10 protein-coding genes are annotated in these 15,453 nt (G+C 63.1%); 7 read left to right on the forward strand and 3 right to left on the reverse strand.

Features of this window, described 5'->3' with window-relative positions; translation table 11 throughout:
• Window positions 1-31: 31 nt before the first annotated feature.
• The 3 genes from HU735_RS07315 to HU735_RS07325 all read left to right on the forward strand — a co-directional run bounded on the left by HU735_RS07315 (window position 32) and on the right by HU735_RS07325 (window position 2,979).
• Entirely contained in the window at window positions 32-1,885 is a 1,854-nt protein-coding gene (locus HU735_RS07315) for a DUF4105 domain-containing protein (protein ID WP_186712962.1), read from the forward strand.
• Window positions 1,886-2,055: 170 nt separating this feature from the next.
• Complete coding sequence (locus tag HU735_RS07320) at window positions 2,056-2,412, forward strand: hypothetical protein (protein ID WP_186712963.1); 357 nt, start codon at window positions 2,056-2,058, stop codon at window positions 2,410-2,412.
• Window positions 2,413-2,481: 69 nt separating this feature from the next.
• Entirely contained in the window at window positions 2,482-2,979 is a 498-nt protein-coding gene (locus tag HU735_RS07325; RefSeq protein WP_186712964.1) for a GreA/GreB family elongation factor, read from the forward strand.
• 141 nt (window positions 2,980-3,120) lie between these two features.
• Here HU735_RS07325 and gdhA read toward each other — a convergent pair whose 3' ends face one another.
• The 3 genes from gdhA to HU735_RS07340 all read right to left on the reverse strand — a co-directional run bounded on the left by gdhA (window position 3,121) and on the right by HU735_RS07340 (window position 7,038).
• Window positions 3,121-4,461, reverse strand: a complete 1,341-nt coding sequence (gene gdhA / locus HU735_RS07330) for an NADP-specific glutamate dehydrogenase (protein WP_186712965.1) — start codon at window positions 4,459-4,461, stop codon at window positions 3,121-3,123.
• 288 nt (window positions 4,462-4,749) lie between these two features.
• Window positions 4,750-6,417, reverse strand: coding sequence for an energy-dependent translational throttle protein EttA (gene ettA, locus HU735_RS07335; RefSeq protein WP_050706900.1), 1,668 nt, complete (start codon window positions 6,415-6,417; stop codon window positions 4,750-4,752).
• Between the two features lie 228 nt (window positions 6,418-6,645).
• The gene (locus HU735_RS07340; RefSeq protein WP_186712966.1) at window positions 6,646-7,038 is read right to left on the reverse strand and encodes a hypothetical protein; all 393 of its coding nucleotides are present in this window, start codon (window positions 7,036-7,038) and stop codon (window positions 6,646-6,648) included.
• Between the two features lie 252 nt (window positions 7,039-7,290).
• Between HU735_RS07340 and HU735_RS07345 the strand changes: the two genes are divergently transcribed.
• The 4 genes from HU735_RS07345 to HU735_RS07360 all read left to right on the forward strand — a co-directional run bounded on the left by HU735_RS07345 (window position 7,291) and on the right by HU735_RS07360 (window position 15,319).
• Complete coding sequence (locus HU735_RS07345; RefSeq protein ID WP_186712967.1) at window positions 7,291-11,121, forward strand: GGDEF and EAL domain-containing protein; 3,831 nt, start codon at window positions 7,291-7,293, stop codon at window positions 11,119-11,121.
• Between the two features lie 309 nt (window positions 11,122-11,430).
• Window positions 11,431-12,684 carry a serine hydroxymethyltransferase gene (glyA, locus tag HU735_RS07350; protein ID WP_028691350.1) on the forward strand — a complete coding sequence of 418 codons (1,254 nt, stop codon included), beginning with the start codon at window positions 11,431-11,433 and terminating at the stop codon, window positions 12,682-12,684.
• Between the two features lie 239 nt (window positions 12,685-12,923).
• Window positions 12,924-14,165 carry an aminotransferase class I/II-fold pyridoxal phosphate-dependent enzyme gene (locus HU735_RS07355; protein WP_186712968.1) on the forward strand — a complete coding sequence of 414 codons (1,242 nt, stop codon included), beginning with the start codon at window positions 12,924-12,926 and terminating at the stop codon, window positions 14,163-14,165.
• The gene (locus HU735_RS07360) at window positions 14,162-15,319 is read left to right on the forward strand and encodes an MFS transporter (RefSeq protein WP_186712969.1); all 1,158 of its coding nucleotides are present in this window, start codon (window positions 14,162-14,164) and stop codon (window positions 15,317-15,319) included. Before HU735_RS07355 ends, HU735_RS07360 begins: the two co-directional genes overlap by 4 nt.
• The last annotated feature ends 134 nt before the right edge of the window (window positions 15,320-15,453 follow it).

Below are 15,453 nucleotides of genomic sequence, written 5' to 3' on the forward strand. Positions count from 1 at the left end.
TTCCGGCATCATCAGGATGTAGTTGCCCGACATGCTCAAACGCCTCGCTTCCCTGGCGCTGATCGTCAGCGCACCGATTCATGCCGCACCCCAGCTCGACCCGGCCCGCGTCCAGCAGTTGGCGGCCACGCCCTACTGGATCGCCCTCGGGCACTACGAGACCGCCAAACTCGGCGGCTGGCGCAGCTATGTGGACGATCGACGCTTCTTCCTCGCCGAAGATGGTGCCCATCACCCGGACCAGGAGCTGCAGGCCACGGTCGCCGCCCTGTACGCCCCGGCCAGCCTGGGCGACAAGCATGCCCAGTGCGTGTTCCCCGCGCGTACCCGCTGGCTGAGTGAGCAGCTGGGCCTGACCGACCTGCCGAGCCCGGACTGCCAGGAGTTCAAGACCTGGTACACGTCCATCGACCCGCACAGCGCGACGCTGATCTTCCCGGCGGCCTACCTCAACAGCCCGTCGTCGATGTTCGGCCACACGCTGCTGCGCATCGACCAGTCCAGCAGCCGCCGCGACGACACCACGTTGCTGAGCCACGCGATCAACTTCGGTGCCTACATCGAAGGCAGCGACAACAGCATCCTCTACGCCTGGAAAGGCCTGATGGGCGGCTACCCCGGATTGTTCGCGATCATGCCCTACCAGGAGAAACTCTCCGAATACCGCAGCCTTGAGAACCGCGACCTATGGGAATACCAGCTGGACCTGACGCCGCAGGAAACCGGGCGCATGGTCGAGCACGTGTGGGAGCTCAGGCAGGTCAAGTTCGACTACTTCTTCTTCGACGAGAACTGCTCCTACCGCCTGCTGGAACTGCTGCAGGTGGCGCGTCCGAGCCTGGACCTGACCTCGCAGTTCCCGCTGACCGCCATCCCCACCGACACCGTGAAGGCGGTCAAGCAATCGGGGTTGGTCTCGGACGTGCGCTATCGCCCCTCCCGCGAGCGCGAGCTGCTGGCTCGCGCCGAGCCGCTGGCGCATGAGGAAAAACTGCAGGTGCTGGCCATCAGCGCCGACACCGCCCAGTTGCAGAGCCCCGACTTCACCGCCCTGCCCCGCGAGCGCCAGGCGCTGGTGCAGGATGCCGCCTACCGCCTGGAACGCTACCGGGCCAACGGTCAGGAACGCGATCCGGCCCAGGCCGCACGCAGTTTCGAGCTGCTCAGGGCGATCAACCGCAACCCGCCGCCAGCGCTGGCGATCGAGCGTCCGGGCCTGCCCGAGGACGGCCATCAGTCGCGCACCTGGCAACTGGGCGTCGGGACCCGCGAGGACCGCGCCTATGCCGAGTACGGCCTGCGCATGGCCTACCACGACCTCAACGACAACCTGTACGGCTTCCCGCTGGGCGCGCAGATCGAGATCCTCCAGCTCAAGCTGCGCCAGTACGAGGGCAACGACTGGCAGGTGCAGCGCCTGGACCTGGCCACCATCCGCTCGCTGACCCCGCGCAATGAGTTGCTCAAGCCCTGGTCGTGGCAGGTCGCCGGTGGCCTGGAGCGGGTGCCGGGCAAGCACGACGACGAGGTGCTGGTCAGCCATGTCAACGGTGGCGCCGGCGGTACCTGGCAGTTGAGCGACGACCTGCTTGGCTTCGCCCTGGGCACAGTGCGGGTGGAACACCACAACGACTTCGCCGAGTTCATCTCGCCGGCGGCCGGGTTCAATGGCGGGCTGCTATGGCGCAATGGGCTGGGCAACCTGACCTTGGAGGCCAAGGGTGACTACTTCACCAATGGCGAGGTAAGGCGCAGCATCAGCCTGAACCAGCAGTGGGAAATCAGCCGGGACCTGGGGCTGAGGTTGAGCGCTTCGCGGCAGTTCAGTCATCTGGCCACGGCGCAGAACGAGGTGATGCTGGAGCTCAAGTGGTACCAATACTGATCAACGTGACCTTCCTCGTGGGAGCGGGCTTGCCCCGCGATATGTCTGCTGGCTTATCGCGGGGCAAGCCCGCTCCCACGACTGCGCCGCGATCCTTCGACAGCGTTTTGACATCGCGCCGACAATTCACCCCCTAGACTTTCCACCATTACGTCAAAGGTCTTGTGGATATGTCGCGGTATTGGTTGGGCCTGTGTGTCGCATTGCTGCTGGCGGGATGCGAGACCACCCATGAACAGATGGTCAACCAGGGCTATCCCCCCGCCTACGCCGACGGCTTCCAGGACGGCTGCAGCAGCGGTCGCCAAGCCGCCGGGCTGATGGCCGGCGACTTTCGCAAGGATGTCCCGCGCTACCTGCACAACCGCCAGTACGAAAGCGGCTGGGACGATGGCTTTCGCCAGTGCCACGCGATGCAGTCCAACGAAGACCTGCGCGAGTACCGCGAGCGCTACTGGGACGAGCGCGACCGCGACTGGCAGCAGGAAAAGGACCAGGGCGCCGCCCGCGCCTATCGCCGCAAGTGACGTCGCAAACGGACATCCGTTGCAACCCACAACCTGCCACCATGGTCTCCAGTACAAGGAGGCCCCTGTATGAGCCGAGCATTCGTCAACGAGGACCAGGCCGCCGCCCAGGCCAGCCAGCCGGTGGAGCGACGGGTCAGCGACCAGCCCAACTATGTCACCGCCACCGGTCTTGCCCAGTTGCAGCAACGGCTGGCCGCGCTCAATGCGTTGCGCGGCGAACTGCAGGCGCAGGGCGAGCGGGCCGACCAACAGCGATTGGCCGATACCGAGCGCGACCTGCGCTACTTCAATGCCCGCGTGCAGAGTGCGCAAGTGGTGCCAGCGGCCACGTCCACGGAGAAGGTACAGATTGGCAGTCGGGTGCGATTCGTCGATGAGGATGGGCGGGAGCATCAGGTGCAACTGGTGGGCGAGGACCAGGCTGACGCGGTGCATGGATTGATCAATTGGGGTTCACCGCTGGGGCGGGCGTTGCTCGGGGCGGGGCCTCGGGATGAGGTGTTGTGGCGAAGGCCGGCGGGGGATCAGATGATCGAGATTATTGGGATCGAGGTTGAAGGTTGAGGGCCATGGGGCTGCTTTGCAGCCCTTTCGCGACACAAGGCCGCTCCTACAGGGAATTGCATGGTTCACATGCCTGCGCTTTCCTGTAGGAGCGGCCTTGTGTCGCGAAAGGGCCGCAGAGCGGCCCCCTGCGATCCGAGATCAGACCACGCCCTGCGCCAGCATGGCATCGGCGACTTTCACGAAGCCCGCGATGTTGGCGCCTTTCACATAGTTGATGCTGCCATCAGCCTCTTCCCCATAATGCACGCACGCATGGTGGATCGACTGCATGATGTGGTGCAGCTTGCTGTCCACCTCGCCCGCGGTCCACAGCAGGCGCATGGCGTTCTGCGACATCTCCAGACCCGACACGGCCACGCCGCCGGCATTGGAAGCCTTGCCCGGCGCATAGAGGATGCCGGCCTCGATGAAGATATCCACAGCCTCCAGGGTGGTCGGCATGTTGGCCCCCTCGGCCACGCAGATGCAGCCGTTGCGCAGCAGGGTACGGGCGTCCTCGGCGTTCAGTTCGTTCTGGGTGGCGCACGGCAGGGCGATGTCGCACGACAGGGACCATGGTGTCTGGCCCTTGCGGAACTCCAGGCCGAACGGCCCGGCCAGCTCGCTGAGACGTCCGCGCTTGACGTTCTTCAGTTCCATCAGCGCATCCCATTGCACGTCGTTCAGGCCGGCTTCGCAGAACAGGGTGCCTTCGGAGTCGGACAGCGAGATCACCTTGCCGCCCAGGTCCATGACCTTGCGCGCGGCGTACTGGGCGACGTTGCCGGAGCCGGAGATCGCCACGCGGCGACCATCGATGCGCTGGTCCTGGCGCTTGAGCATCTCTTCGGCGAAGTACACGCAACCATAGCCGGTGGCCTCCGGGCGGATCAGGCTGCCGCCGTAGGTCATGCCCTTGCCGGTCAGCACCGAGGTGAACTGGTTGGCCAGGCGCTTGTACTGGCCGAACAGGAAACCGATCTCGCGGGCGCCGACACCAATGTCACCGGCCGGCACGTCAAGGTCGGCACCGATGTGACGGTACAGCTCGCTCATGAACGCCTGGCAGAAGCGCATCACTTCGGCGTCGCTCTTGCCCTTCGGGTCGAAGTCCGAACCACCCTTGCCGCCGCCCATGGGCAGCGAGGTCAGCGAGTTCTTGAACACCTGCTCGAAGGCCAGGAACTTGAGCACGCCCAGGTTCACCGACGGGTGGAAGCGCAGGCCGCCCTTGTACGGGCCGATGGCGCTGCTCATCTGGATGCGGTAGCCGCGGTTGACCTGGACCTTGCCCTGGTCATCGACCCACGACACGCGGAACAGCACGGCGCGCTCGGGCTCGACCATGCGCTCGAGAATACCGGCCTTGAGGTAGTGAGGGTTTTGTTCGAGGAACGGCCACAGGCTGCGTAGCACTTCTTCCACGGCCTGGTGGAATTCGGGCTGGGCCGGGTCGCGCTGCTGCAGGCGGGCCAGGAAATCGTCGACAGATTCGATCATGGTAGACATCTCACCAAGAGGGATTGTTTTTGGTTTTTTCCCGAATGTACCAAGAACCAATCGCACTGGAACAGGGCGAGATGTCGTTTTTATGAAATTATTTGGTGCATTTTCTATAAGTGTATACAGAATCAATGACTGGATCGTAGGAGCGGGCTTGCCCCGCGATTGCCTGAACGCGGGCCATCGCGGGGCAAGCCCGCTCCTACGCGAACAACGACAAACAGCATCTTCCAGGCACAAAAATGGGGCCCCGAAGGGCCCCATTACGGTGCGGCGAAAACCGGCTTACTGTGCCAGTTTCTTGTGACGCACACGGTGCGGCTGGGCAGCGGCGTCGCCCAGGCGCTTCTTGCGGTCGGCTTCGTACTCGGTGTAGTTGCCCTCGAAGAACACCACGCTCGAGTCGTCCTCGTATGCCAGGATGTGAGTGGCCACACGGTCCAGGAACCAACGGTCGTGGGAAATCACGATGGCGGCGCCGGGGAAGTCCAGCAGGGCTTCTTCCAGGGAACGCAGGGTTTCGACGTCGAGGTCGTTGGACGGTTCGTCGAGCAGCAGGACGTTGCCGCCCTCCTTCAGGGTCAGGGCCAGGTGCAGGCGGCCACGCTCACCACCGGAGAGGTCCTTGACGAACTTCTGCTGGTCGCCGCCCTTGAAGTTGAAGCGGCCGACGTAGGTGCGCGACGGGATCTCGTAGCTGCCGATGCGGATCTGGTCGGAACCGTCGGAGATCTGCTGGAACACGGTCTTGCTGCCGTCCAGGTCCTCACGGCTCTGGTCGACGCAGGCCAGCTGCACGGTTTCACCGATCTCGATGCTGCCCGAGTCCGGTTGCTCCTTGCCCATCAGCATGCGGAACAGGGTCGACTTACCGGCACCGTTGCCGCCGATCACGCCGACGATGGCGCCCTTGGGCATGGCGAACGACAGGTTGTCGATCAGCACGCGATCGCCGTAGCCCTTGGTGACGTTCTTGAACTCGATGACCTTGTCGCCCAGGCGTGGACCGGCCGGGATGTAGATCTCGTTGGTCTCGCTGCGTTTCTGGAATTCCTGCGACTGCATCTCTTCGAAGCGCTGCAGACGGGCCTTGGACTTGGACTGGCGGGCTTTCGCGCCTTTGCGCACCCACTCCAGTTCCTCTTTCATGGCCTTCTCGTGGGCGCTCTGCTGCTTGGATTCCTGGGCCAGACGCTCCGACTTGGCTTCCAGCCAGCCCGAGTAGTTGCCTTCGTACGGGATGCCGGCGCCGCGGTCCAGTTCGAGGATCCAGCCGGCGACGTTGTCGAGGAAGTAACGGTCGTGGGTGATCGCCACCACGGTGCCGGGGAAGTCGTGGAGGAAACGCTCAAGCCAGGCCACCGAGTCGGCGTCCAGGTGGTTGGTCGGTTCGTCCAGCAGCAGCATGTCGGGAGCCGACAGCAGCAGGCGGCACAGGGCCACGCGGCGCTTCTCGCCACCGGACAGGTGCTCGATCCTGGCGTCCCAGGCCGGCAGGCGCAAGGCGTCGGCGGCGACGTCCAGCTGACGCTCCAGGTTGTGGCCGTCGGCGGCCTGCAGGATGGCCTCGAGCTTGGCCTGCTCGGCGGCCAGCTTGTCGAAGTCGGCGTCCGGGTCGGCGTAGGCGGCATAGACCTCGTCCAGGCGGGCCTGGGCGTCCTTGATCACGCTGACCGCCTCCTCGACCACTTCACGCACGGTCTTGGTCGGATCCAGCTGCGGCTCCTGGGGCAGGTAGCCGACGTTGATGTCGGGCATCGGACGGGCTTCGCCGTCGAATTCCTTGTCGACGCCCGCCATGATCCGCAGCAGGGTCGATTTACCCGCGCCGTTCAGGCCCAGCACGCCGATCTTGGCGCCAGGGAAGAACGACAGGGAAATGTTCTTGAGAATTTCCCGCTTCGGCGGCACGACCTTGCTCAGCCGATGCATGGTGTAGACGTATTGAGCCAAAACCAAGCCCTCTATCAGATAGGTAAAGACACGCGCCCCGGCATGGGCCAGGGGGATGTGATTACGGGGTGTCGTTGAACAAAGTGGGCCATTCTACGCCAACTCGCGGCGTTGCACAGATGGGTAGATGGCGGCGCCGTTCGGCGGCTATCGCGGGTCAAGCCCGCTCCCACGCCGAGGTGTTGTTGCGTGGGAGCGGACTTGACCCGCGATCGAGGTGACGCAGGCTCAGACGTGCGCTTGCTTGACCTTGCCACGCGGCAGGCGGCAACGGTCCGATTGCTCGGCCAGGCGCGCGGCCCAGGCGGCCTTGACGCTGAAGCCGCCGCTGCGGGCAGGTTTTTCAGCAGCCTTGGCGGCGGGCTTGCTCGCGACCTTGGCGGGCGCGGCAGCAGGCTTGGCAGGCGCCGGGGCGACGGCCTCGACCGCGGGCTTGGCCTGCTTGCGCAGTTCGGCCAGCGACGGCGTCTTGTTGGCACTGGCGGCAGCCGTGTCCGGCTTGGCCAGCGAACGCTGGCAGGTCTTGCAGGATACGTCCTCGGTCACGGCAGTGCTGACCAGGGTCTGACTGCTGCGCCCACAGGCGGAATCGAGGCCATTGGTGGAATAGTGGGTAACCAAAACCGTACATCTCCGTTGCGTTGACTATGAAGCGGGCGGCATTCTCGCACAGGTTGCAGGGGCTTGCCGAACCGACATGACCGGCTGCCGGGCGGGTCGCCGACAAGCAGACTGGCACTTTGCCATGTTTGCGGGCATGCTAGTCGGCTTCTCGTGTGCGTCATATAGTGCGCCCAGCGACCACGGCACGCGCCGTGCATGCTGCGAGGACGCAATCCCTGCCATCGCCAGCCAAATCGCAGGACCCAACGCTTGACCAATCTCACGCAACCGTCATCCCTGCGGCCTGCCGACAACTCGGCCGGCACACACCTGCGTGGCTCGCTCAAGGGGGCGCTGGCCCTGCTCGCCCTGGTTTTGCTGGGCTTGCTGTTGTGGCAACTGTTCGCCCAGTTCCGCCATACCCAGGCCGACTTGCGTCAGCACAGCCTGGCGACCAGCGCCGAACTGGCCGATCACCTGAGCCTGAACATGGCACTCAAGGCCCAGCAATCGCTGAACCTGGTCCAACCTTACGTCAAACCACCGGCGCCCGCCGCCCTGCCGAGCCTGATCAGCACCTTGCAGGCGCGCCTGCCGGCCTTGCGCGACCTCGCCTGGCTCGACGCCACCGGGCAGGTGCGCAGTGACAGCCTCGACGGCACGCCGGACCGTCAGTTGATTGACGACCTCCTGCAACTGAACCAGGGCCGCGGCTTCTTCTATGGCAACGGTGCCGACAACCAGCGGGTGTACCTGCTGCTGCGCCAGCCGACCGAGCAGGACCGCGGCTACTGGCTGCTGCGCCTGAGCCCGGACTACTACCAGGAGCTGACCCGCCACCTGGACGGCCCCACCCATCCCCTGTGGCTGCTGGAAAACAGCCGCAGCGGCGAGATCATCCAGCACCACGGCCACCGCCAGACCAGCAACGAGCCGTTGCAGAGCGTGATGCTCGCGTTCATCGACAACAGCACCTGGCAACTGCGCGGCCTGTTCGACGCCGGCCTTGCCCGTGACAAACTGCTGCCGGCACTGATCGGCAAGTGCGTGCTGGTGCTGTTCTGCGCCCTGCTGCCGGTGCTGGCGCTGATCAACATGCGCCGCCGCCAGCGCGCCCTGCAGGAAGATCGCCGACGCTACCAGGAAATCTTCGAGGGCACCGGCGTGGCCCTGTGCGTGCTCGACCTGTCCAGCCTGCCCGGCCAGCTCGACCGTTACCACCTGCGCAACCGCGCCGCGCTCAAGCAGAGCCTGGCGTTGGACACCAGGCTGCGCCGCACGCTGCTGGCGGAACTGAAGATCACCGAGATCAACCAGGTGGCCCGCCAGCTGCTCAACGTCGACTGCCACGAAGGTGCCTGGCAGCGCCTGATCGAAGGCAGCGGCGACAGCCGCGACAGTGTCGGCATGCAACTGATCGACGCGCTGATCGAAGAGCGCCAGCAGCTTGAACTGGAAGTGCGCCTGCCCGCCCCGCTGGGCGGTGAGCTGCACCTGTGGCTGATGGCCCGCCTGCCCCAGCAGCGTCGCGACTACCAGGCGGTGATCCTGAGCATCAGCGACATCACCAGCCGCAAGCAGGTGGAACTGTCGCTGCTCGAACGCGAAGGCTTCTGGTCGGACGTGGTGCGCACGGTGCCCGACCAGCTCTACGTGCAGGACGTCAACAGCCAGCGGATGATCTTCAGCAACCGCCACCTCGGCCAGACCCTGGGCTACGACCGCGTGGAGCTGGCGCAGATGGGCGACCGCTTCTGGGAAATGCTCCTGCACCCCGGCGACGCCGAGCACTACCGCGCCCTGCGCCAGCAGCAGCGCGATACCAGCTACGGCGAGTCGCTGCACTGCCAGCTGCGCTTCCGTCACCGTGACGGCGGCTGGCGCTGCTACGACATCCGCGAGCAGGTGCTGACCCGCGACAGCGAGGGCCTGGTCACCCGCATCATCGGCGTGGGCAAGGACGTCACCGTGCAGATCGAGGCCAGCGAGTCCCTGCGCGACAGCGAGCAGCGCTACCGCATGCTCGCCGAGAGCATCAGCGATGTGATCTTCTCCACCGACAGCCAGCTGCAGCTGAACTACGTCAGCCCCTCGGTGCAGGCGGTGCTGGGCTACCAGGCCGACTGGATCTTCGCCAACGGCTGGCAGTCGATCGTCGCCAACCCCGCCCAGCTCAGCGGCGTCTACAACCTGTTGGAGCGGGTCAGCAAGGTGCTGGGCGACAGCGAGCAGTTGGCTCAGTTGCGCAGCACCCTGCCCACCCAGCTGTTCCTGTTCGACTGCCTGCGCGCCGACGGCCGCAAGATCCCCATCGAATTGCGCCTGGTGCTGGTGTGGGACGAACACGAGCGCTTCGAGGGCGTGCTCGGCGTGGGCCGTGATATCAGCCAGCAGCGCCGGGCCGAGAAAGACCTGCGCATGGCCGCGACAGTGTTCGAACACTCCACCTCGGCGATCCTCATCACCGACCCGGCCGGCTACATCGTCCAGGCCAACGAAGCCTTCAGCCGGGTCAGCGGCTATGCCGTGGCCGAAGTGCTCGACCAGCTGCCCGGCATGCTCACCGTCGAACAGCAACAAAGCGCCCAGCTGGGCTACGTGCTCAAGCAGCTGAGCCAGCGCGGCACCTGGGAAGGCGAGGTCTGGCTCAAGCGCCGCAACGGCGAGCACTACCCGGCGTGGGTGGGCATCACCGCAGTACTCGACGACGAGGGCGACCTGGCCAGCTACGTGTGCTTCTTCACCGACATCAGCGAGCGCAAGGCCAGCGAACAGCGCATCCACCGCCTGGCCTACTATGACGCCCTGACCCACCTGCCCAACCGCACGCTGTTCCAGGACCGCCTGTACACCGCCCTGCAACAGGCCGAACGGCACAAGGCCTGGGTGGTGCTGATGTTCCTCGACCTCGATCGTTTCAAGCCGATCAACGACTCCCTCGGCCATGCCGCGGGCGACCGCATGCTCAAGGACATGGCCGAGCGCCTGCTGGCCTGCGTCGACGACGACGACACCGTGGCGCGCATGGGCGGCGACGAGTTCACCCTGCTGCTGCAGCCCAAGGCCAGCCGCGAGCAGGCGCTCAACCGGGCCATCCATGTCGCCGAGAACATCCTCGAGGGGCTGGTCACGCCGTTCGTCCTGGAAAACCGCGAGTTCTTCGTCACCGCCAGTATCGGCATCGCCCTGAGCCCGCAGGACGGCAGCGAGCTCAGCCAGCTGATGAAGAACGCCGACACGGCGATGTACCACGCCAAGGAGCGCGGCAAGAACAACTTCCAGTTCTACCAGACCGACATGAACGCCAGCGCCCTGGAGCGCCTGGAGCTGGAAAGCGACCTGCGCCATGCCCTGGAGCAGAACGAGTTCATCCTCTACTACCAGCCGCAGTTCAGCGGCGACGGCAAGCGCCTGACCGGCGCCGAGGCGCTGCTGCGCTGGCGCCACCCGACCCGCGGCCTGGTGCCGCCGGGCGACTTCATCCCGGTGATCGAGGAACTGGGCCTGGTGGTCGACGTCGGCGACTGGGTACTGCGCGAGGCCTGCCGCCAGCTCAAGGCCTGGCACAAGGAGAAGGTGCGGGTGCCGAAGGTGTCGGTGAACATTTCCGCCCGGCAGTTCTCCGACGGCCAGCTGGGCACGCGCATTGCCACCATCCTCGAGGAAACCGGATTGCCCCCGGCCTGCCTGGAGCTGGAGCTGACCGAGAGCATCCTGATGCGCGAGGTCAACGAGGCCATGCAGATCCTCGACAGCCTGAAGAACCTCGGCCTGAGCATCGCGGTCGACGACTTCGGTACCGGCTACTCGTCGCTCAACTACCTCAAGCAGTTCCCCATCGACGTGCTCAAGATCGACCGCACCTTCGTCGACGGCCTGCCCGAGGGCGAGCAGGACGCGCAGATCGCCCGGGCGATCATCGCCATGGCCCACAGCCTCAACCTGGCGGTGATCGCCGAGGGCGTGGAGACCCACGAGCAGCTGGAGTTCCTGCGCGAGCACGGCTGCGACGAGGTGCAGGGCTACCTGTTCGGCCGGCCGATGCCGGCCAACCAGTTCGAGGCGCAGTTCAGCAACGAAACCCTGTTCATGTTTCAGTGACCGTGCTGCCACACGGTCCCTGTAGGAGCGGCCTTGTGTCGCGAATGGACCGCAAGGCGGTCCCGGCGATCTTTGAGCCAACGCCAAAATCCTGGGGCTGCTACGCAGCCCTTTCGCGACACAAGGCCGCTCCTACAGGGGGACAGCGCAGCGCCGGAAAACCGGACCCCGAAGTCAACTCCAGCCCAGAAACGGCGCGGGTTGCAACATGAAGCCCATTGGTCCGCGACTTGATGCCACTTCATATGCCAGCGGCGAATCAATCGGTTAGAATGCACCCCCAATTCTGCCCGATCCTTGAGGACCGCCATGTTCAGCCGTGATTTGACCATTGCCAAGTACGACGCCGAGCTCTTCGAAGCCATGCAGCAAGAAGCCCTGCGCCAGGAAGAGCATATCGAGCTGATCGCTTCGGAAAACTACACCAGCCCGGCGGTCATGGAGGCCCAGGGTTCGGTACTGACCAACAAGTACGCCGAAGGCTACCCAGGCAAGCGTTACTACGGTGGTTGCGAGTACGTCGACGTCGTCGAGCAGCTGGCCATCGACCGCGCCAAGGAGCTGTTCGGCGCCGACTACGCCAACGTCCAGCCGCACGCCGGTTCCCAGGCCAACGCTGCCGTCTACCTGGCCCTGCTGTCGGCCGGTGACACCATCCTGGGCATGAGCCTGGCCCACGGCGGTCACCTGACCCACGGCGCCAGCGTTTCCTCCTCGGGCAAGCTGTACAACGCCATCCAGTACGGCATCGACGCCAACGGCCTGATCAACTACGACGAAGTCGAGGCACTGGCCCTGGAGCACAAGCCGAAGATGATCGTCGCCGGCTTCTCCGCCTACTCGCAGGTCCTGGACTTCCCACGCTTCCGTGAAATCGCCGACAAGGTTGGTGCCTACCTGTTCGTCGACATGGCCCACGTGGCTGGCCTGGTCGCCGCTGGCGTGTACCCGAACCCTGTTCCGTTCGCCGACGTGGTCACCACCACCACCCACAAGACCCTGCGCGGTCCACGTGGCGGCCTGATCCTGGCCCGCGCCAACGCCGACATCGAGAAGAAGCTGAACTCCGCGGTCTTCCCGGGCGCCCAGGGCGGCCCGCTGGAGCACGTCATCGCCGCCAAGGCGATCTGCTTCAAGGAAGCGCTGCAGCCTGAGTTCAAGGCCTACCAGCAGCAAGTGGTGAAGAACGCCCAGGCCATGGCCGAAGTGTTCATCGAGCGTGGTTTCGACGTCGTCTCCGGCGGCACCCAGAACCACCTGTTCCTGCTGTCGCTGATCAAGCAGGAAATCTCCGGTAAGGACGCCGACGCCGCCCTGGGCAAGGCCTTCATCACCGTCAACAAGAACTCGGTCCCGAACGACCCACGTTCGCCGTTCGTCACCTCGGGCCTGCGTTTCGGCACCCCGGCCGTCACCACCCGTGGTTTCAAGGAAGCCGAGTGCCGCGAACTGGCTGGCTGGATCTGCGACATCCTGGCTGACCTGAACAACGAAGCGGTAATCGACGCCGTGCGTGAGAAGGTCAAGGCCATCTGCAAGAAGCTGCCGGTATACGGCAACTGATTGGCAGACGCCTGATGTGAAAAAGCCCGGCCATGTGCCGGGCTTTTTTGTGCCTTGTGTGGACGCATGCATATCCTACAAAACCTTGAACGTGATTGTTTAATTCTCCGCGACACACCAAGGTATCTCTGACGCTCTTCTCGGAGAATTACCTCGGTCAAAACACCCGGCTTCGGACATACCGACGCTTTCCTGCAATGCACACTGCTTGCTCCAAACCATTGCAGGAAGTGTTTGACATGGCAGTCACTCGAAATCGATTCACCAATTACAGGAGCATGATTCAAAAGTCCGAGGCGGACTGGCAGACATCGTATGCCAAGCATCTTTCCGGATTGCAGGTGCAGCCCATTGCCAGAAATCTACTTCAGGACCAACACGGCAGGACGCTGCAACACTTCTGTACGACCTCCTATCTTGGGCTGGACTACCACCCGGATATCCTCCAAGGGGCGATCGAAGAGCTGGAAAATTCGCGCACCCTACGTATCGCCAACTCGCGCAATCGCTGCCAGCTTCAAGTGCTAGACCAATATGAGGCTGAACTATCCGAACTGTTTGGATGCGCATCTCTGGCCACATTGTCATGCAGCGCAGCAAGCTCTGGAGTACTGCCTCTTGTTGCCGCAGGCATTTTCACCGATGGAATGTCGCCCCATATGGTGTTCGACAAGTTTGCCCACTACTCCCTGAACCATATCAAAGCAGCTTGTGCGGACGAGACCGAGGTCCAGACGCTTCCCCATAACGATATGGACCAACTCGAGAGCATCTGCAGGCAACATGGAAGAGTTGCCTATGTCACAGACGGCTACTACAGCATGGGCGGGACGGCACACATGGACGCCTTGCTGTACCTCAAGGAGCGCTACGGTTTGTTCTTGTACTTTGACGACTCACATGCCCTTTCTACGGTAGGTGTTTTTGGGCAGGGCTTTGTCAGGGGGCAACTACAGGAGCTGGATGAAGGGGTCATCATTGTAGCGTCCTTGGGGAAAGCATTTGCCGCAAGCGGTGGTCTGGTCATGCTGGCAAATACCCAACAGAAACGCCTTGTACAAAGATATGGCGGTCCTACCAACTGGTCCCAAAGTCTCAATGCCGCAGCTATCGGTGCAGGCCGGGCCTCCGCCCGACTTCACTCCAGCCCTCTACTGAATACGCTGCAGCAAGAGTTGAGAAACAACATCGAACTGTTCGACAGGCTTTTGCCCACACCTCATGCTGGATCAGCATCTCCCATCAGGCTAATACCGCTTGGAGAGGCTGAAGATGCCATTGCTGCATCGACCTTCCTGGCCAACAACGGGTTCCTCACCTCAGCCGTCTTCTTTCCTGTCGTACCCAAGAATGCTGCAGCACTGCGCATTACGCTCAGAGCAGATATGCAGCCTGGTGAAATCGAGAGCTTCTGCCGGAATGTCGCTGAGTACCTAATCGGCAACCCTTCCATCGCACATTTACTGAACACTCAGCCATGACCAAACGGCGAATTCTCTACTTCAGTTGCTTAGCCGTACTGTTGTGCCAGTCGGGTATAACCTTCTACCTACCCATGCTCCCGGCCATTGCTGACGATCTGAATGCAACAGATGAATTCGCCGCACTCAGCCTGAGCCTGTTTCTCGGAGGAATGGGGGCATGCGTAATGCTTTGGGGTCGGTTGGGGGTCACTCTCGGTTCAAGCCGTATGCTGACCTGGACGCTACTCCTCTACGGCTGTTGCACATTTCTGCTCGCAGTATCACCCGTTGCCTGGGCATTTCTTGTTCTACGCCTGCTTCAGGGAGCCCTGGCAGGCGGCATATCAGTTGCCGCTCGTGCGTTGCTGGTCGAACAGTATGATGGCAAGGATCTGACACGCGCATATAGCAGCCTTTCACTTTGCTTCGTACTCTCACTCGGGGCCTCCCAGTTTATCGGGGCGATGATTGCTACGCTCACGAACTGGCGAGTGGCCATGCTGCTCATCGCGATGCCCTGTGTACTCATGGCAACACTGAAAGGCTGGAATATTGCAGCTCAGCACATAGTTCTCCCGCGCCGAACAGATGAGAGTCCCCATCTCCATAAGCTCATTGTGCAACCACGCTTCATTCTACCTGTGCTTGCTGGAGGTTTTGGGTACTCCATCATCGTCGTATTTAGCAGTACAGCGCCCTTGCTTCTCCAGCAGTCCTTCAACTGGTCCATATGGGAATATGGGCTATTGGGATGGCCAATCAGCATTGCCTATCTGCTCGGCACTCGTCTGGCAAGCACCCTTGCAACCGGTCACAACGAAGTAACGATGCTTCGATTTTCGAGCGCTTTGCTGTTACTTGGCGCACTCATCATGCTTATTGCATCATCACTGTTGAAAAACTCGGCTTACGCGATCTGGCTACCCTATTGCCTGATGCTTGTAGCTCAGGGAGTGGCATACCCAGTGAGTCTGTCACTGGCAAGCAGGCAGTCAACAGGAGCTGCTTCTCCTGCCATGGCACTGATCGCTCTTGTTCACCAACTGCTGGCTGCCCTGACGAACTTGATATCCAGCGCCGTGGGCACGAGTCCCACTGTGCTGGTTATGTTATGCGCTGGGTTGGCGTCACTCGCCTGGTTGGCAACTCGCTCTAAAAAAATGCCGCCATAAGGCGCAGTGCTCGCCGCTAAGGTTACTGCGCCTATGAGATCAGCGCCGCCCGCGCGGCGCTCGATCTGATAGGCGCTGCAAGGGCTGTGGCGAACACTTGGCAGCCCTCACTCGGTCAATAGCCTCGCGCAACA

Source organism: Pseudomonas sp. BW16M2, assembly GCF_014268865.1.
GTDB classification, from domain to species: Bacteria; Pseudomonadota; Gammaproteobacteria; order Pseudomonadales; family Pseudomonadaceae; genus Aquipseudomonas; species Aquipseudomonas peradeniyensis.